Below are 16,668 nucleotides of genomic sequence, written 5' to 3' on the forward strand. Positions count from 1 at the left end.
CCTGGTGGGTGCGATCGCCGTGCGGTGCCGGCCCGCCGCCGCGCCCGCCGCGCCGCCAACTCGTCCCCCACCGCGTCCGACGCCGCCGCCGACTCCGGACCCGGCGTGGCCGCCGCCGGCTCCGCCGGCAGATGCGACAACGAACCCTGGATCTCCTTGAACGCCCCACCGATCGCGATGCCGAACACGCCCTGGCCGCCCTGCAACAGGTCGACCACCTCCTCCGGCGACCGGCACTCGTACACCGTCGTCCCATCGGAGATCAACGTGATGCCCGCCAGATCCCCCACCCCACGCGAGCGCAACGCCTCGATCGCCTTCCGGATGTTCTGCAACGACACCCCGGCGTCCAACAGCCGCTTCACGACCTTCAGGACCACCAGGTCCCGGAACGAGTACAACCGCTGCGTGCCCGAACCCGAGGCGTCCCGCACACTCGGCACCACCAGCCCGGTACGCGCCCAGTAGTCCAACTGGCGGTAGCTGATCCCCACCGCGTGGCAGGCCGTCACCCCCCGGTAGCCCACCGAACCGTCACCGTCCGTCGCCACCCCCGGCGGCGCCGCACCCGGCTCGTCCAGTTCCCTACCCGGATCGGGATCTCGCGGCTCGTGCATCCGGACAACCTCCCCGCCAGTGCGGTGACACGTCGTTTCCGGGACGTGCACCCCTCGACACGGCAACCCTATAGCCGCCCTCAGGGGTTACCGCGCAGGAACCGTCGCGACACGCCGCGCAGCCACGGGAAAGATCACCCACACCGCCGGGACATCACCCACAGTGACCCCCGGCCGCCCACACCAGCCGCCCACCGGCAGCCGGTCAACCCGCGAAATCCTCCGGACGCACCTGCTCCAGGAACTCGCGGAACTTCTCCACCTCGTCCTCCTGCTCGTCCGGGATCACGATCCCCGCCTCACTGAGGACCTGCTCGGCACAACGAATGGGCGCACCCACCCGCAACGCCAACGCGATGGAATCGCTCGGCCGCGCCGACACCCGAACCCCGTCACCGATCAACAGATCGGCGTAGAAGACGTTCTCCTTCAACTCGGTGATCTCCACCGCCCGCAACGGCGCCTTCAACGCCGCCAACACGTCCCGCAGAAGGTCATGAGTCAACGGCCGGGCCGGCTTGACCCCCTGCTGCTCGTAGGCGATCGCCGTCGCCTCGACCGCGCCGATCCAGATCGGCAAGTAGCGGTCCCCCTCGACCTCCCTGAGCAGGACGATCGGCTGGTTGCTGGGCAGCTCCACCCGAACCCCGACCACGCTCAGCTCGCGCACCGCCGCCTCCGTGTCGTTGTCACCTACGCCGCACCGCGCCCTTCCCTGCACGGTACACGGACCGCGACACGGCCGTCCCACGCGCAATCCGCACACGCCCGCGCCAGAAAGGGGTTACCCCGGCAAGCCTACGACACGCTTCCCGGGACAGATCTTTCCGCACACCCGCCGGTCACCGGCCCAACGTCGACCGCAACCCCACCCGCACCAACGCCGCGTGCAACTGCTGAGACAACGCCACCAACTCCCGCGCCGTCTCCGCCGCCCGCGCCCGCGCCGCCGGATCACTCTGCCGCGCCAACGGCGCCACCAACTGCGCGAACAGACCGACCTCCCGATCCGCCGCCGTCCGGTAACCCCGCAGATGCCGCGGCTGGAACCCGTACGCCGCCAGACCCGCCACCGCCCGCGCGATGATCAACGCATCACCGTCGTACCAGCCCGGCGGATCCGACACCACCAACCCGAGCCGCTCCAACTCCGCCAACGTCGACTCGTCGATCCCGCTGCGCGCCACCAGATCGGCCCGACCGAGCCGCACCTCCGACGACTCGGCCGGCGCCGGCGACTCCCGCCCCGGCACCTCGCCACCAGGACCCACCGCCACCAACGTCGGCCGCTGCCGACCCGGCGCCTCCCCGGTCGCGTCCCACTGCGCCAACTGCTCACGGATGACCCGCAACGGCAGGTACTGGTCCCGCTGCGCGGTCAGCACGAACCGCAACCGCGCCACATCGTCCCAGCTGAACTTCCGGTAACCCGACGCCGTACGCTGCGGCTCCACCAGACCCTCGGCCTCGAGAAACCGCAACTTCGAAATCGTGACGTCCGGAAAATCCACCCGCAACTGCGCCAGCACCTCACCGATGCTCATCAACGGTTGCGCGCGCGCCGCCCCCGGCGACGTCGAGGCCGCAGGCTCGTTCACCCCCGGCCGGCCTCCCCCTCCGGGCGCGGACCGGCGATGAACACCACCCGGAACTTGCCGATCTGCACCTCGTCACCATTGCTCAACGTGGCCGCCTCGACCCGCTCCCGGTTCACGTACGTGCCGTTCAGGCTGCCCACGTCCCGCACCGTGAACGTGCCACCGTCCCGGTGGAACTCCGCGTGCCGCCGCGACACCGTCACGTCGTCCAGGAAGATGTCACTGTCCGGATGCCGGCCACTGGTCGTCACATCGTGATCCAACAGGAACCGGGCACCCGCGTTCGGACCCCGCCGGACCACCAGCAGCGCCATCCCCGGCGGCAACGAACCGGACATCCGGCTCGGCACCACATCGGTGTCCGGCCCCTCCAGCACTTCGTCGAGCGAGCCGAGATTGAGCGTCGAAGTGACGTCGAGTGGGGGGAACTCGTCGCCTGGGCGCGTCATGGGACCACCTCACGGATCTGTTCGGTCGGCGTCGGGTGATGGCGGGTCTGGCCGCCGGGCCAATGAACACCCGGCGGCTGGCTCCCCGTGCCCGGAAAGGCGCTTCCGCGACGCTCAACTATTGGGTTCTCGGTCGACTGGGCGAGCCTAGCCAGCGCCGAAATGCAGGGCAACCGGACGCGCGGACTCGACAGGCGCGCCGGCTCGGGCACACTCAGCTCTCGGTGAGCTCGCGATACGCGCCCGCGGACAGCAGCGCGTCGACCGCCGCCGGATCGTCCGGGGTGATCTCCACCAACCAACCCGCACCGTACGGGTCAGTGTTGATCACCTCAGGGGTGTCGCCGAGCGCCTCGTTGCGCGCCGCCACCGTACCGCTGACCGGGGCGTAGATCTCCGACACACTCTTGGTCGACTCGATCTCACCCATCGACTCACCAGCAGCCACCGCCGTACCCGCCTCGGGCAGCTGGACGTACACGATGTCACCCAGCGCGTCCTGCGCGAAATGGGTGATGCCGACCCGGACAGGGCCGCCGTCGCCACCGGACACCCACTCGTGCTCAGCGGTGTAACGCAGATCCTCAGGAATCACCAGACGCGTCCCTCATCCATCGGTGCACCGGGCGAACCCGGTGCCGGCCGCGCCGGTCAGGAGACCGGACGGGCGTGTTCCAGCTTGATCGGCGCGTGCAGCGCCGAAACCTCGGCAGCCTCACGATCCTCAACGATCACGTTACCGCCGTCGCTCGCCACCGACGCCACCACCCCACCGGGAATGTTCAACGCCGTACGCATCGTCGCCGGATCACCGATCACCGTGATCGTGTACGGACCCGTCAACCGCCGCCCGTCCACGATCAACGACCCGTTCTCCCCATCCAGGAAGAACGTCGACGCGATGATCCGCACCGTCGCCCGATCCCCACCGGAGATCTGCATCGCCTCCGCGCCGGCACCCCGCAACTCCTGCACCGCATCCAGCACCCGCGACGCCGAGATCGGCTTGCCACCCGGGACGAACCGCACCGACAACCCCGGCCCCGTCGCCGGCAACGTCCCCGCCAGGATCCCCAACTCGTCCGCCCGCCGGGTCGCCTCCTCCAACGCCGCCTGGCGCCCCTGCTCACCCGACTGCAACTGCCGCTGGCTCTCCTCCAACGACTCGATGTCCTGCCGCAACCGGTTCGTCCGCGAATCCAGGTCGTACAGGATCCGGACCAGATCCTCCTGCCGGGTCGCCGCCAACGTCGGATCCGTCGACGTCGTCTTCAACTGCACCACCAGGGTGAAGCCCAGCAACGCCAACAGCACCGCGATCATGACCCCGGCCGAGCTCAGCCGCGCCCGCACCGACCCGGCGCCCGCCACCGGCGCATCCGCGTCCGGCGCACCGACGTCCCCGCCCGGCTCACCGACGCTGGCCGCCGACCCGTCGACGGCCGTGGCGCTCGCCCGGCTCAGATCCACCGTCGCCGCCTCACCGGCGGCATCCTCCGCCGGCGGCCCGTCCTCCCGCTCCGCCGGCCGCGGCGCCAACGGACTCAGCTCGTCCGGATCCGGCGCCTCCGGCCGCGGATCCGGCTCCCCCGCCGGCCCCGACGGACGCGGCGGACCCGCCGGCTGCGGCCAGCCGGTCCCCGTCTCGGTGTGCTCGTCGCTCATCGCCTGTAAACCTACGCCCGGAACAGGTGCCGGCGGATCGCCGCGACGTTTCCGAAGATCCGCACCCCCAGCACGACCACCACACCGGTGGACAACTGACCACCCACGCCCAACTGGTCACCCAGGTACACGATCAGACCCGCCACCAGCACGTTCGAAATGAACGACACCACGAACTGCTTGTCGTCGAAGATCCGGTCGAGCTTCGCCCGCACGCCGCCGAACACCGCGTCGAGCGCCGCTACCACCGCGATCGGCAGGTACGGCTGCAACGCCGCGGGCACCGTGGGGTCGAGCCACACCCCGAGCACCACCCCGGCGAGCAACGCCAGCACCGCGATCATCGACCACCTCCGGAGGGGCTGAGGGGCGTCCGGGAACCGGACGGCTGGACACCGGTGGCCGACCCGGACGGCGTCGGACTCACCGAAGGCTCCGCGTAGCGTAGCTGCGGCTCCGGCGCCGCCGGCAGGGTGAGGTCGTCGACCTTGCGCACCCCGAACGACAACCCGGTCGTCTTGGCAACCTCACGCATCAGCAACGCCGACCGGCTCTCGTCGAACCGGCGCTTCATCGACCCCGGGCCGATCGCCGACACCTCGTACGGCCCGGTAACCGGCCGGAAGTCCACCAGGATCGCCTCACCGGCCGAGCGGATCGTCGACGTCGCCGTCAACCGCTGACCGTTGATCGCGATCGCCTCCGCACCGGCGCTCCACAGGTCGTTCGCCACCGCCTGCAGGTCGCTGTAGAGCACCCGCGGCGGCCCGGCGCCGGCCCCGGTCACCGCGTCCTGCTTCCCCGGCGCGTCCGCCAGCCGCACCACCACGCCGTCGCCGCGCACCCGCCCCATCCCGGTGCCCGCCTCCAGGTCCCGCAGCCGGGCCGCCTGCGACCCGCTCAGCGCCAGCTCGCGCTGCCGGGCGACCTCCTCGCGCAGCTGGTCCGCCCGGACCGCCAGCCGGTCCGCCTCGGCCTGCCGCTCCTTGATCTGGGCCACCAGCCCGGAGCGGGCCTGGCTGCGCCCCGGCTCGTCGGCCAGCGTCTGCTTGTACGCCACCGCGAACAGGAACCCGAGCAGCACCAGGACGACCAGGCTCACCGACCGGGCCGACCAGCCGCGCCACCCCGACGGCGGCCCGCTCTCGCGGCGATGCGCCGCCGCGTCCAGGTAGCCGGGATCGAGCGGGTTGCGGAACAGCTCGGTGAGGAAGTCCGGGGCGTACACCCGGTCGGCGCGGCCCTGGCCCTCCCGCGGCGTGCCGGTCACGCGCCCGCTCCCCCGGCCCGCACCGCGGTGACCAACTGGCGCGCCTGCACCACGTAGAGCGCGCCGGCCACCCAGTAGAGCACCAGCCCCCACCACGCCAGACCCCAGCCGACCGGGCCGGCGACCGCGGCCGCCCCCGGCACCGCCGACGCCAGCAGCAGCACCGGGAACGCGGCCAGCAGCAGGAACGTGGCGGTCTTGCCGACGTAGTGCACCGGAGGCGGCCCGTACCCGTAGCGGCGCAGCACCGCCAGCGAGCCGACCAGCAGCAGCTCCCGGGCCAGCAGCGCGGCGGTGAACTGCCAGGGCACCACCTCACGCGCGGTGAACCCGAGCAGCGTGGCGAGGATGTAGAGCCGGTCGGCGAGCGGATCGAGCAGCTCACCGAGCCGGCTCACCTGGCCCAGCCGGCGGGCGATCCAGCCGTCCACCCAGTCGGTGGTGCCGCCCACGGCCAGCACCACGATCGCTGCCACGTCGGCGCGGGCGACCAGCAGCAGGTAGAGGAAGAGCGGCACGCCGAGCAGCCGCACGAAGCTGATCAGGTTGGGCAGGGTGAGGACCCGGTCGCCGGGAGCCGGATCGGTGCCGCCCGAGGCCCCCGGATGCGCTGCCCCAGCCGGCCGACGCGACACCGAACCTCCTCCGCGACGCGTCGCGGCCGCCCGACCGAGGCCGGGCGCTGCGGGACGCGTGCTGTCGGGCCGGCATCCGCCGGCACCCGCTGCGGTCCCGGGACGGGACCTCCCCTGATTCGGCCCGCGCTCGTCGTGATCACGGGCCGGCTGAGTTGCGCTGCCACTATATCGGGCGCCCGCCGCCTGCCCGGGTGCCGCCGAGCCCGGCTCGGTGACGTCGTCGCCCGGTGTGACCGGGCTCACGTCGTGTAAGGCGTCCTAGGACGATAATGCCGAGCGCGAGCGGGTGATCAGGCGGTGCGGGCCGACGGGTCCGCCGCCGGCTCGGCGGCCGTCGCAGCGGCCTGGCCGAAGGCGAGCAGGCCGAGCAGCAGCTCGTGCTGCTCCCGGCCGGGCATCCGGTCCAGCACCGTCTGCACGGCCTGGTGGCGGCGTTCCGCGAGCTCGCGGAGCAGGTCGTCGGCCGCCGCGGTCGGCACCAGCCGCACCTCCCGTCGGTCCCGGGGGTCGGCCACCCGCCGCAGCAGGCCGATCGCCTCCAGCCGGTCGCAGAGCCGACTCGCCGACGACGGCACGACGTCCAGCAGCTCGGCCAGCCGGTTGACGTTGGTCCGTGGCCGGCTGGCGATCAACGAGAGCACCCGCAGCTGCGTCGGCGAGACCACCATCCGGTGCCGGGAGACCGCCGAGTCGAGCACACCGACCAGCGCCTCCGCAGCCGCGTCGATCGCGGCGGCGAGATTCGGAGGTCGCTCCACCCGGTGTCCCCTGCGATCGTCCCGCTCGTGCTCGGCCGCGGCGTGGCGACGGTACTCAGTCGCCGGCGCGGCCGCCGGAACCGCGCCAGTCCAGACAGACCACGACCGCGTCGTCGCGCAGGTCGGTGTCCGCATGCCAGGCGTGCAGTTCGCGCATCACCGTACCAACTGCCTCGGCCGGCGGCTGCAGCCGCGTGGACCGCATCGCCCGCGCCATCGCCTTCTCCCCGTACGCCTCCCGGTCGGCCGGCGCGGCGGCCCACACGCCGTCACTGACCACGAAGAGCCGGTCCCCCGGCGCCAGGTCGAACTCCTGCAGGTCGTACCGGGCCTCGGCGAACATCCCCAGCGGCAGCTGCTGCTCCAGGGCGATGGTGTCGACCGCCCCGCCGCGCAGCCGCAGCAGGCGCGGCGAACCGGCGTCCACCGCCCGCACCCGGCCGGTGATGGTGTCCAGCTCCAGCAGCACCGTCGCCACGTACCGCCGGCCCCGATGCTGGTAGAAGACCGTGTCGGAGGCGAGTTCGGCCTGCTCGGTCAGGCTGCCGCCGGAGCGGCGGGCGTTGCGCAGCGCGTTCACGGTCACCGCCGTGAGCAGCGAGGCGGACAGCCCGATGCCGGATCCGTTGAGCACGGTGAGGGTCAGCCGGTCGCCGTCGAGCGACCAGTCGAAGTGGTCGCCGCCCACCGTGTACGCCGGCTCCAGCTGGCCGGCGAGCTGGAACGCGTCGTGGCTGACGCCGCGCCCCGGCAACAGCTCCCACTGCATCTCCGCCGCCATGCTGAGCCGCTCCCGGCGGCGGGCCCGGCGGTAGCGGTCGGTCTCCCGGTCCGCCGCGCGCAGCACCACCGCCAGCTCACCGGCGACGTCACCGGCCTGCTCCACAGTGGCCGGGCCGGGCGCGGTGGGAAACTCGACCAGCAGCACCCCGAGCCGCTCCCCCCACACCGACAGCGGCAGGTAGAGCCGGCACCGGCCGTCCCCGGCGCCGTCGAGCACCGGCTGCTGACTGCTGAAGCACCGCTGCGCCATACCCTGGCAGGACAGGAAACCGGCCTCGGGCAACTCCGGGTCCAGCACCGGCCAGAGCCCGCTGATCCGGTAGTCGGCGAGGAACACGTCCGTCCGCGTCGCGCCCAACGTGGACCGGATGGCCCGGTCGGCGGCCTCGGCCACCTGGTCGGGCGGGGACTCGCGCAGCGCACGCGACAACCCGCCGGGCGCGTCCAACATGGTTCTCCTCCGGCAACACTTGCTGTAAGGCAAGCATCATACGGAGGTCGCCGGGACCGCGCCGCGCGGGCGGCCCATCGTGATCAACCTGTCCCCGGCGGACCGTCGCCCGCCGCGCGGTCAGTCCGCCGCGCGGACCGCCACCCCGCCGTGGAAGGCGTCTGGCACGTCGGCCGGCGAGCCGTCGGGGCGCCATCGGGCGATCGGCGCGATGCCGTCGGCCGTGGGCCGCCACCGGCCCAGCAGCGGCGCGAACGCCTCCGGCCGGCGCATCCGGAACGCCGGGCCCATCATCGCCAGGGCCGCCGGATGACCGGCCAGCTCCTCGGTGTCGAAGTCGATCGCGAGCTGGCTGCCCGGGGCGACCGCGCCGTGCAGCTCGTCGAGGGTACGGGCGAGCGTCTCGTCGTCGAGGAACGCGGCCAACCCCAGGAAGACCACGCCGACCGGCCGCCTCCCCCACCCCGGGACGAACCGGTGCAGCTGCGCCGGGTCGATGGTGCCGATGTCGGTGGCGTCGCCGTAGCCGTAGCCGGCCCGGTCGCTGCCGGCCAGGATCCGCTGGCCCAACCGGATGGTGACCGGGTCCACATCGGTGTAGAGCACGGTCGCCTCCGGAGCGACCTCGTGCACGTTGCCCATGGTGGGCACCCCGGCGCCGAAGACCAGGAAGCTGTCCACGCCGTCGGCGACGATCGCCCGCACCGCCCGACCGAGGAAGGCACGCAACTCGCGGAAGACCGGCGCGCACGGCCCGTACGCCTGCTCGAAGGCGCGCGCCGCGGCCACGTCCACCGGGAAGTGGTGCTCCCCGCCGAGCCAGAAATCGATCATCCGTGCGGTGCTCGGCTGGTCGGGTTCAACCATCGACGACGCTCCCTCCCCGGCGGTCGTCGCCAGCGTACCGACCGGACGTCCTGGGCGGTATCGCCCCGCCGGCCCGCCACCGGCCGCGATACTGACCCGGAACCGGTGGGAGGTGGACGGTGAACTCGGCGAACGGCGCTGCCGTGGTGGTCGGCGTGGACGGCTCGCAGTCGGCGCTGCGGGCCGTACGCCTGGCGGCGGCCGAGGCCGACCGGCGCAACCGGCCGCTGCGGATCGTGCACGGCTTCATCTGGCCGCTGCTGCACGTCCCCCTGCAGCCCCCGGCGGGCGGACCACCGGGCAGCGGACTGCGGGAGCAGGCCGAACGGCTGGTCGCCGAGGCGGTGGCCGAGGCCGAGGCGGCGGTGCCCGGGCTGCGGATCTCCGGCGAGATCATCGACGGGGAGGCGGCGGCGGTGCTGCTCGGCGAGTCGCCGGCCGCCGCGATGATCGTGCTCGGCGACCGGGGCCTCGGCGGCTTCTCCGCGCTGCTGGTCGGCTCGGTGGCGGTCCAGGTCGCCTCCTACGCCGACTGCCCGGTGCTGGTCGCCCGCGGCACCGACCGCGCCGACGGGCCGATCGTGGTCGGGGTGGACGGCTCCGAGATGTCCCGGCTCGCCGCGGAGTTCGCCGTCGAGGAGGCGTCGGTACGCGGCGCCGAGGTGCTCGCCCTGCACGCCTACCGGCACCCGGTCTCCACCGGCCCCGGCGACATGCAGCCGCTGGTCTACGACGACAGCGAGCTGCGCACCGAGGAGGAACGGCTGGTCGCCGAGGTGACGGCCGGGCTCGCCGACCGCTGGCCCGACGTGCCGATCACCCGGCGCACCGTCCGCGGCCGCCCGGCGCCGGTGCTCACCGACGCCTCCCGGCAGGCCCAGCTGGTGGTGGTCGGCCGGCAGGGGCGCGGGGAGTTCACCGGATTGCTGCTGGGCTCGGTGAGCCAGGCGGTGCTGCACCACGCCGACTGCCCGGTCGCGGTGGTCCGCGCGCCCCGCTGAGCCGGGGTTGGCCCGCCCGCAGACGGGTAGACGCACCCGGTACGCCGACGGGCGACAGCGACCGGAGGAGGCAGCGATGCCAGGACCACGGCCGGGCAGCAACGCGTACGACAAGCAGCGCGCGCGGATCCGCGACGCGATCGACGATTCCGGACGCCGGGTGCCGGACCGCAAGGCCAACCAGGTGGCCAACCGGATCCTGCAGGAGGATCGGGGACAGCGGGGCGTCGTACGCGGCGAGCGGACGTACGGACCCAAGGGTGAGCGCGAGCCCGGAGACCCGAAGTGAGCCGGACCAGCCTGGCCGACGGAGTGATCGTCGGGGCGGTCGGCAGCACCGCGCTGAACATCGTGAGCTACCTGGACATGGTGGTCCGCGGGCGCCCGGCGAGCAGCACGCCGGAGGAGAGCGCCGGCCGGCTGGCCGGGGTGGCGCACGTCGACCTCGGGTCCGGGGACCGGGCGGCCAACCGCCGCTCGGGCCTCGGGCCACTGCTCGGCTACGGCGCGGGGATCGCCGCCGCGGTCGGCTTCGCGCTGCTCACCCGCGGCCGCCGGCAACCCCTGCCACTGGCCACCGGTGTGCTCGGCGGGGGCGTGATGACCCTCTCCGACGGCGGGATGACCATGCTCGGCGTGACCGACCCGCGCACCTGGCGCCGCTCGGACTGGATCGCCGACCTGGTGCCGCACCTGGCGTACGGCTTGACGGCCGCAGCCACCTGGAACCGGCTGCGGCCGCCCGACGGGCGGGGCTGAGTCAGCCCCGCCCGCCGCTCTCGTCGTCGGCCACCGGCTCCCCGGCCGGGCCGTACGGCGAGACCTGTCCCTTCGGCACCGGACGCCCGGCGTCCCCCTTCGACGTGCCCCGGTTGCGGGGATGACCGGTCGGTTGTGGGCCCTTGCTGTACTGGCTCGTGGCGCCCTTGTCGTTGCGCCGGAGCTCCTCCTGCTGCGGGTTGACCACAACTGTCTCCTTCCGCCGGACGGCACCCGGCCGGCGCCGCCTCCCCCGCGGCTTACCCGCCGCCGCAGGTGCCATGCCGCAGCCGCAACGCTCGGCCGGGGGTGACCGGCCGCAGACCGGGTACCCCCGGCAGATGGGCGACGACCGGACCGTGGCGCGGGTCCTGCTGGACCGGCGGGGACGCACGTACGCCGAGGAGGCCGGCATCCGGCTGGCCGACCGGCCGGCCCCGCTCTACCAGCTGCTGGTGCTCGCCACGCTGCTGAGCACCCGGATCCGGGCCCAGGTCGCGGTGGCCGCGGCCCGGGAGCTGTTCGCCGCCGGCTACCGCACGCCGCAGGCGATGGAGGCGGCCAGCTGGCAGGACCGGGTGGACGCGCTGGGCCGCGGCCACTACCGCCGCTACGACGAGCGGACCTCGACGATGCTCGGCACCGGGGCCCGGCTCTGCCTGGACCGCTGGCGCGGCGACCTGCGCCGGCTGCACCGGGAGGCCGACGGCGACCCGGCCGGGCTGCGCCGGCGGCTCACCGAGTTCCCCGGCATCGGCCCCACCGGGGCGGACATCTTCCTGCGCGAGGCGCAGACGGTCTGGCCCGACGTGCGCCCGTACGCCGACCGGCGCGCGCTGGCCGGGGCGAAGCGGCTCGGCCTGCCCGCCTCGCCGGACCGGTTGGCCGGGCTGGTCGGCGCAGCCGAGTTCGGCCGGCTCGCCTCGGCGCTGGTCCGGGTCGCGCTCGGTGAGGAGTCCGCCGGCGAGGTCAGCCGCACCGCCGCCGGCGCCCGCTGACCGCGCTCACTTCGTCGGCGTGTTCCCCGGCTTGGTGAGGTGCCAGACCAGCAGGGCCGCCAGCAGGGCCAGCACCACGAGGCCGCCGGTGACCCCGCCGCCCTCCTCCGGGCTGCGGCCGGTGGTGCCGAAGTAGATCACCGCGAGCCCGGCGAGCACCGTGAGAAAGGTACGCATTCCTCGGTCCTTCACGTACCGCACGGTACCGGCGAGAACAGCAGCGTATCGGGCTTTTCCGGCGTATTCCCCCGATCGGGCGTTCAGTCGACCTCCAGGTCGTCCAGCGAGATCTTGTGCGACATCAGCCAGCGGGCCAGCGCCGACATCCCGAACAGCCACAGCGGCGCCGACTCGGTGGTGCCGTTGGTGGCGAAGACGGCGAACCGCAGGTCGGGCGCCCGGTACGCCTCGATCCGCCACTTGTGCTGCCGGTCCCGCCAGACCGCGGAAGGGTCCATGCCGACACGCTAAGTGACCGGCCCGCCCCGATGGGCCACCTTGCGCCCCGACCGGACGGCCGGCCCCGGCACCCGCGCCAGGCGGCCTCAGCCGCTGGCGGCGACCACGATCCGGGCGTCGTCGGGCAGCCGGCGGGTGGCGCCGCGCCGGTCCAGCAGCTCCAGCAGCGGCACGGCGACCCGCCGGGTGGTGTCCAGCGCGCGCCGGGCGGCGCTGAGCGTGAACGGCTGCGGCAGCCCGGCCAGCACCCGCACCGCCTCGTCGGCGGCGCCGGGCAGCAGCACCACGTTCTCGGCCAGCCGCAGCAGCGCCCCGGCGCGCACCGCGGCGCCGATCTCGCGCGGGCCGAGACCGAGGTCGGCCAGGTCGGCGGCCTCCGGGGCGCGGAACGGGCGGTCGGCGTACTCGGCGCGGATCCGGGCCACGGCGCGGGCCACCGGCTCGGGCAGCGCGTCGGCGGCGGACGCGGTGACCCGCCCGGCGCGCAGCCGCAGCGGCGGCCGGACCAGGGCCTCGACCAGCGCCCGGTCGGGCAGTTCCAGGCGCCGCCGGAGCAGCTCCACCGGCGCGCCCGGCTCCAGCGGATGTTTTCGGCCGTACCGGGTGACCTCCTCGCCGAGGCGGACCGCGAGCTGCCGCCAGTGCTCCGGGTCGGCCAGCCAGTCCCCGGCGACCGGCCGGGCGGTGACCTCGACCCCGGTGCGGACCAGGTCGGTGACCCGGGCCAGCCGGCGGCGGCGCAGTTCACCGGCCAGGTCTGGTCGGCCGTCCAGCCCGGCCAGCACCGCGGCGCGGGCCGCCGCCGCGCCGCGACGGGCCAGCGGCGGGGGCGCCACGTCCAGCACGGTCACCCCGCCCGCGACGTGGTGGCGACCCGGGTCGCGCAGCAGTGCCCGGTCGCCGATCAGCAGCGGCAGCGGGCGGGCCAGCCGCAGCCGGACGGTGTCCGGACCGAGCGGGCGCACCCGGGCCGGCACCGCGGCGGAGCCGACGTGCAGGGTGAGGGTGGCCGGCAGGTCGGCGGCCGGGTCACCGGCGAGCCGCACGTCCAGCAGGTCGGTCAGCCGGAACCGGCCGGGGGTGAGCAGCGCGTCGCCGCGGGCCAGCCGATCGCGCGGAACGCCGCGCAGGTTCACCGCCACCCGGGCAACCGCGTCGACCCGCGCCGCGGCGACGCCGAGGCGGTGCAGGCCGCGCACCCGCACCGGCTCCCCGGTGGCGGCGAGTTCCAGTTCGTCGTCGACCCGCAGCCGGCCGGCGCCGAGGGTGCCGGTGACCACGGTGCCGCTGCCCCGCACGGTGAAGCAGCGGTCCACCCAGAGCCGCACCGGCGCGTCCGCCGCCGGCGCCGGCAGCCTGGCCGCCAGCCGGTCCAGCGCCGCCCGCAGCTCGGGCAGGCCCGCGCCGGTGACCGCGCTGACCCCCACCGCCTCCACCGCGCCGAGCGAGGTCACGGCGAGCTCCGCCCGGGCCCGGGCCAGCGCCGGCCCCGGATCGGCCAGGTCCGCGCGGGTCACCACCAGCAGGCCGTACGACACCCCGAGCGCGTCCAGCGCCGCCAGGTGCTCGGCGGACTGCGGCATCCAGCCCTCGTCGGCGGCCACCACGACCAGCGCGGCGGGCACCGGACCGACCCCGGCGAGCATGTTCGGCACGAACCGTTCGTGCCCGGGCACGTCGACGAACGCGACCGTCCCGCCGGACGGCAGCGTGGTCCAGGCGAACCCGAGGTCGATGGTCATGCCCCGGCGGCGCTCCTCGGCCCACCGGTCCGGTTCCATCCCGGTCAGCGCCCGCACCAGCGTCGACTTGCCGTGGTCCACGTGCCCGGCGGTGGCCACCACCCACATGGCTCAGCCGTCCCCCGGCACCCGCAGCACGGCGGCCCGCACCGCGTCGTCGGCGTCGGCGGGCACGCAGCGCAGGTCCAGCAGCAGCCGGCCGCGCACCACCCGGCCGAGCACCGGCGGGTCGCCGGTGCGCAGCGGCTCGGCGTACCGCTCGGGCAGGCTCAACGCCCACGAGTCCAGCTCCACGCCGGGGGCGCCGCCGCCACCGACCACCGCGGCGGCCGGCACCACCTCGGCCTTGCAGCCGTCGGCGGCGAGCCGGTCGCGCAACCGTTCGGTCCGCTCCCGCAGGGCGCCGGCGTCCGCGTGCAGCGCCGCCCGGGTCGGGGTGTCCGGGTCACCCACGGTGGCGGCCAGCGCGGCCAGGGTCAGCTTGTCCACCCGCAGCGCCCGGGCGAGCGGGTGCCGGCGCAGCCGCTCGACCAGGTCGGCGGCGCCGAGCAGCAGCCCGGCCTGCGGGCCGCCGAGCAGCTTGTCGCCGCTGGCGGTGACCAGCGCCGCGCCGGCGCGCAGGGTGCTCGCCGCGTCCGGCTCGTCGGGCAGCAGCGGATCCGGGGCGAGCAGCCCGGAGCCGATGTCGGCCACCACCGGCACGCCCAGGGTGGCCAGGGCGCGCACCGGCACCGCCGAGGTGAAGCCGGTGACCTGGAAGTTCGACGGATGCACCTTCAGCACAAAACCGGTCCGCGGGCCGATCGCGACGGCGTAGTCGGCCAGCGTGGTGCGGTTGGTGGTGCCCACCTCGCGCAGCCGGGCGCCGGTGCTCTCCAGCAGGTCCGGCAGCCGGAACCCGTCGCCGATCTCCACCAGCTCGCCCCGGCTGACCACGATCTCGCCGCCGGCGGCCAGCGCGGTGGCGGCCAGCACCAGCGCCGCCGCGCCGTTGTTCACCACGTGCACCGCACCGGCGTCCGGCACCGCGGCCGCGAGGGCGTCCAGAGCGTCCCGGCCACGCCGCGCCCGCCGGCCGATGCGCAGGTCGAGTTCCACATCGGTGTGTCCGGCGGCCGCGACCACCGCGGCGACCGCGGCCGGCGACAGCGCGGCCCGGCCCAGGTTGGTGTGCAGCACCACCCCGGTGGCGTTCAGCACCGCCCGGGGTGCCGCCGCGGGCAGCGCGGCGAGCGCGGCGTCGCGTACCTCGTCGGGGCTGAGCTCGCCGCGCCGGGCCCGCTCCTGGGCGCGGCGGACGGCGGCCTTGACCCGGTCCCGGCCGAACGTGCCGGTGGCGGCGGCCAGCGCGGGGTCGGCGAGCAGCGCGTCGGTGCGCGGCACCCGCCGCCGCGGATCGGCGCCGCCGTCCCCTGTCACGTCATCTCCCCGCTGCTTGGCGGAGACGGACGGGAATCGAACCCGCCTGGCCCGGGTCCCGGACCACACCGGTTTTGAAGACCGGGAGGGGCACCAGCCGCCTGAACGCCTCCACGGAGCATTTGACCACAGCGGCGGCGGGGCCGCGCGGAGAAGGGTCAGCCCTCCCCCGCGGCCCGGGCCAACCGTTCGCGTTGCGGCACCACCGTGTACTTCGGATCCCTCGCCGAGGCGACGCCGCCGTAGAAGATGCCGAACCGGGTCGCCACCGACGCGGCCAGCAGCGCCGCGCCGGAGAGCGCGGCGACCGTCCGGCTGCGCCCGCCGAGGACCGCACCGGCCACCCCGGCCGCGGTCAGCGCCCGCCCGGCCCGCAGCAGCCGGCCCGCCCGGCCGATCCGGTACGGCTCGCTGAGCAGCCCGAGCCGGGTCTCCACCCGGTGCGAGCCGTACAGTTCCAGCGCCGCCCCGGCGACCGCCATCCGCCGCGCCGGCCCGGCCTGCCCGGGCGGCGCGGCGAGCAGACCCACCCCGGCGCCGCTGGCCAGGGCGCTGCCCGCAAAGACCACCGGCAGCTCCGGGTACGCCTCGTGCCAGGACGGCACGGCCGTGTCGGCCAGCAGCACCCCGGTGTACGTGGCCAGCGCCGGTGCGGTCGCCGCGGCGGCCAGGCCGGCGGCGTGCCCCACCGGTGGCAGCACCCGCCGGACCAGCCCGGGCAGACCGTTCCCGGGCAGCCAGGGCGCGGCCTCGGCGACCGCCGCCACGCCGGCGGCCGGGCCGAACGCGGCGAGGATCCAGGTGCCCACCGACATCGGCGAGGTCGGCTTGGCCACCCGCAGCATGTGGTGGAACCGGGCCGGCCGGCCCAGGTCATGGATCAGGAAGCCGGTGCTGGCGCCGACCGCCGCCAGCGCGGCGACCCGCCCGGCCCGACGCAGCGCCGGCCGGCCGGTCAGCTGACCGCCCGCGGCCAGCAGCGACGAACCGGCCGCCAGACCGCCGGTGAACAGGTACGCCGCGATGTCCCACTTCCACACCGGGGGCTTCAGCACCGGCCGGCCGTAGTAGGAGGTGAACTCGGCCTCCGGGACGGTGAGGTCCTCGCCGCCGCGCCGGCGCCGCCCGCCCCGGCGCCGCTCGGTCGGGGCGGCCGGGGTCGCCGGGGACGGCGCCAGGCCCGCCGCGGCAGCC

At 74.9% G+C, this 16,668-nt stretch carries 22 protein-coding genes and 1 tRNA gene; 4 read left to right on the top strand and 19 right to left on the bottom strand.

Annotated elements, in window-relative coordinates:
- From DLJ47_RS15330 to DLJ47_RS15385, 12 genes are all read right to left on the bottom strand, one after another.
- Positions 1–617: MerR family transcriptional regulator (locus tag DLJ47_RS15330; RefSeq protein ID WP_109900701.1), on the bottom strand; the 617-nt coding region annotated here is incomplete at its 3' end.
- Positions 618–822: 205 nt separating this feature from the next.
- Positions 823–1,287 (bottom strand): bifunctional nuclease family protein, encoded by a 465-nt coding sequence (locus tag DLJ47_RS15335; protein ID WP_088962140.1) that lies wholly within the window; start codon positions 1,285–1,287, stop codon positions 823–825.
- 172 nt (positions 1,288–1,459) lie between these two features.
- Complete coding sequence (ftsR, locus tag DLJ47_RS15340) at positions 1,460–2,161, bottom strand: transcriptional regulator FtsR (RefSeq protein ID WP_172899327.1); 702 nt, start codon at positions 2,159–2,161, stop codon at positions 1,460–1,462.
- 50 nt (positions 2,162–2,211) lie between these two features.
- Entirely contained in the window at positions 2,212–2,664 is a 453-nt protein-coding gene (odhI, locus tag DLJ47_RS15345) for an oxoglutarate dehydrogenase inhibitor Odhl (protein ID WP_088993873.1), read from the bottom strand.
- 214 nt (positions 2,665–2,878) lie between these two features.
- Positions 2,879–3,259: a glycine cleavage system protein GcvH gene (gene gcvH / locus DLJ47_RS15350; RefSeq protein ID WP_088993874.1), complete on the bottom strand. Its 381-nt coding sequence runs from the start codon at positions 3,257–3,259 to the stop codon at positions 2,879–2,881.
- 56 nt (positions 3,260–3,315) lie between these two features.
- Positions 3,316–4,329 carry a DUF881 domain-containing protein gene (locus tag DLJ47_RS15355; RefSeq protein WP_109900694.1) on the bottom strand — a complete coding sequence of 338 codons (1,014 nt, stop codon included), beginning with the start codon at positions 4,327–4,329 and terminating at the stop codon, positions 3,316–3,318.
- A gap of 11 nt (positions 4,330–4,340) precedes the next feature.
- Entirely contained in the window at positions 4,341–4,673 is a 333-nt protein-coding gene (locus DLJ47_RS15360) for a small basic family protein (protein ID WP_007460356.1), read from the bottom strand.
- A complete protein-coding gene (locus DLJ47_RS15365) occupies positions 4,670–5,599 on the bottom strand; it encodes a DUF881 domain-containing protein (RefSeq protein WP_088993876.1) in 930 nt (309 codons plus the stop codon). The genes DLJ47_RS15360 and DLJ47_RS15365 overlap by 4 nt, the downstream gene beginning before the upstream one ends.
- Positions 5,596–6,234, bottom strand: coding sequence for a CDP-alcohol phosphatidyltransferase family protein (locus DLJ47_RS15370; RefSeq protein ID WP_109900695.1), 639 nt, complete (start codon positions 6,232–6,234; stop codon positions 5,596–5,598). Before DLJ47_RS15370 ends, DLJ47_RS15365 begins: the two co-directional genes overlap by 4 nt.
- 293 nt (positions 6,235–6,527) lie before the next feature.
- The gene (locus DLJ47_RS15375) at positions 6,528–6,995 is read right to left on the bottom strand and encodes a MarR family winged helix-turn-helix transcriptional regulator (protein ID WP_109900696.1); all 468 of its coding nucleotides are present in this window, start codon (positions 6,993–6,995) and stop codon (positions 6,528–6,530) included.
- Positions 6,996–7,050: 55 nt separating this feature from the next.
- Positions 7,051–8,229, bottom strand: coding sequence for a PP2C family protein-serine/threonine phosphatase (locus tag DLJ47_RS15380; protein WP_088993879.1), 1,179 nt, complete (start codon positions 8,227–8,229; stop codon positions 7,051–7,053).
- Positions 8,230–8,349: 120 nt separating this feature from the next.
- Positions 8,350–9,096 carry an SAM-dependent methyltransferase gene (locus tag DLJ47_RS15385; RefSeq protein ID WP_109900697.1) on the bottom strand — a complete coding sequence of 249 codons (747 nt, stop codon included), beginning with the start codon at positions 9,094–9,096 and terminating at the stop codon, positions 8,350–8,352.
- 119 nt (positions 9,097–9,215) lie between these two features.
- On the opposite strand from DLJ47_RS15385, the gene DLJ47_RS15390 reads away from it, so the two are divergent.
- From DLJ47_RS15390 to DLJ47_RS15400, 3 genes are all read left to right on the top strand, one after another.
- Positions 9,216–10,097: a universal stress protein gene (locus DLJ47_RS15390; RefSeq protein ID WP_088993881.1), complete on the top strand. Its 882-nt coding sequence runs from the start codon at positions 9,216–9,218 to the stop codon at positions 10,095–10,097.
- Positions 10,098–10,173: 76 nt separating this feature from the next.
- Positions 10,174–10,386: a phosphatidylethanolamine-binding protein gene (locus DLJ47_RS15395; protein WP_088993882.1), complete on the top strand. Its 213-nt coding sequence runs from the start codon at positions 10,174–10,176 to the stop codon at positions 10,384–10,386.
- Entirely contained in the window at positions 10,383–10,856 is a 474-nt protein-coding gene (locus DLJ47_RS15400) for a hypothetical protein (RefSeq protein WP_109900698.1), read from the top strand. Before DLJ47_RS15395 ends, DLJ47_RS15400 begins: the two co-directional genes overlap by 4 nt.
- 1 nt (position 10,857) lies before the next feature.
- Here the strand turns inward: DLJ47_RS15400 and DLJ47_RS15405 are convergent, their stop codons facing one another.
- Positions 10,858–11,064 (bottom strand): hypothetical protein, encoded by a 207-nt coding sequence (locus tag DLJ47_RS15405; protein WP_088993884.1) that lies wholly within the window; start codon positions 11,062–11,064, stop codon positions 10,858–10,860.
- A 133-nt stretch (positions 11,065–11,197) separates the two neighbouring features.
- Here DLJ47_RS15405 and DLJ47_RS15410 point away from each other — a divergent pair, with 133 nt between their 5' ends.
- Complete coding sequence (locus DLJ47_RS15410; RefSeq protein ID WP_088997678.1) at positions 11,198–11,854, top strand: hypothetical protein; 657 nt, start codon at positions 11,198–11,200, stop codon at positions 11,852–11,854.
- 6 nt (positions 11,855–11,860) lie between these two features.
- Here DLJ47_RS15410 and DLJ47_RS15415 read toward each other — a convergent pair whose 3' ends face one another.
- From DLJ47_RS15415 to nrfD, 6 genes are all read right to left on the bottom strand, one after another.
- Complete coding sequence (locus DLJ47_RS15415; protein ID WP_172899328.1) at positions 11,861–12,031, bottom strand: hypothetical protein; 171 nt, start codon at positions 12,029–12,031, stop codon at positions 11,861–11,863.
- Between the two features lie 83 nt (positions 12,032–12,114).
- On the bottom strand, positions 12,115–12,312 hold the full coding sequence (locus tag DLJ47_RS15420) for a hypothetical protein (protein WP_088993885.1): 198 nt from the start codon (positions 12,310–12,312) through the stop codon (positions 12,115–12,117).
- 87 nt (positions 12,313–12,399) lie between these two features.
- Positions 12,400–14,163, bottom strand: coding sequence for a selenocysteine-specific translation elongation factor (gene selB / locus DLJ47_RS15425; protein WP_109900699.1), 1,764 nt, complete (start codon positions 14,161–14,163; stop codon positions 12,400–12,402).
- Between the two features lie 3 nt (positions 14,164–14,166).
- On the bottom strand, positions 14,167–15,474 hold the full coding sequence (gene selA / locus DLJ47_RS15430; RefSeq protein WP_109900700.1) for an L-seryl-tRNA(Sec) selenium transferase: 1,308 nt from the start codon (positions 15,472–15,474) through the stop codon (positions 14,167–14,169).
- A gap of 17 nt (positions 15,475–15,491) precedes the next feature.
- Positions 15,492–15,587: transfer RNA gene (locus DLJ47_RS35740), tRNA-Sec, on the bottom strand.
- Positions 15,588–15,632: 45 nt separating this feature from the next.
- A complete protein-coding gene (gene nrfD, locus DLJ47_RS15435) occupies positions 15,633–16,652 on the bottom strand; it encodes an NrfD/PsrC family molybdoenzyme membrane anchor subunit (protein ID WP_109900703.1) in 1,020 nt (339 codons plus the stop codon).
- Between the last annotated feature and the right edge of the window lie 16 nt (positions 16,653–16,668).

This window comes from Micromonospora sp. S4605 (genome assembly GCF_003176715.1).
GTDB lineage: Bacteria > Actinomycetota > Actinomycetes > Mycobacteriales > Micromonosporaceae > Micromonospora > Micromonospora echinaurantiaca.